This window comes from Streptomyces sp. SID486 (assembly GCF_009865385.1).
GTDB lineage: Bacteria > Actinomycetota > Actinomycetes > Streptomycetales > Streptomycetaceae > Streptomyces.
The window spans coordinates 1-234 of record NZ_WWJT01000762.1; the positions used below are offsets into that span (position 1 = coordinate 1).

At 74.8% G+C, this 234-nt stretch carries 1 protein-coding gene; it reads right to left on the reverse strand.

The genetic code is table 11. From position 1 onward, the window contains the following. Window positions 1-234: hypothetical protein (locus GT045_RS35400; RefSeq protein WP_161336724.1), on the reverse strand; the 234-nt coding region annotated here is incomplete at both ends.

Genomic DNA, 234 nt, shown 5'->3' on the forward strand with positions numbered 1-234 from the left:
CCGGTCAGGACGACCAGGCCGGCGGCGGAGTCGGTGTCGACATAGGCGGAGCCGAGCTGGATGGCGTCGTTGGCGGGGTTGGCGACCTGCTTGGCCGCCTCACCCGCGTCCACGGCCGCCTGTGCGGTGACGTGCGCGTACCCGGCCGCCTTCGCGGAGGCGGCGAGCGCGACGCCCGCCTCCTTGTTCGCCGCGTCGGCCTGCGACTTGGCGTCCTTCGCGTGCTGCTCCGCC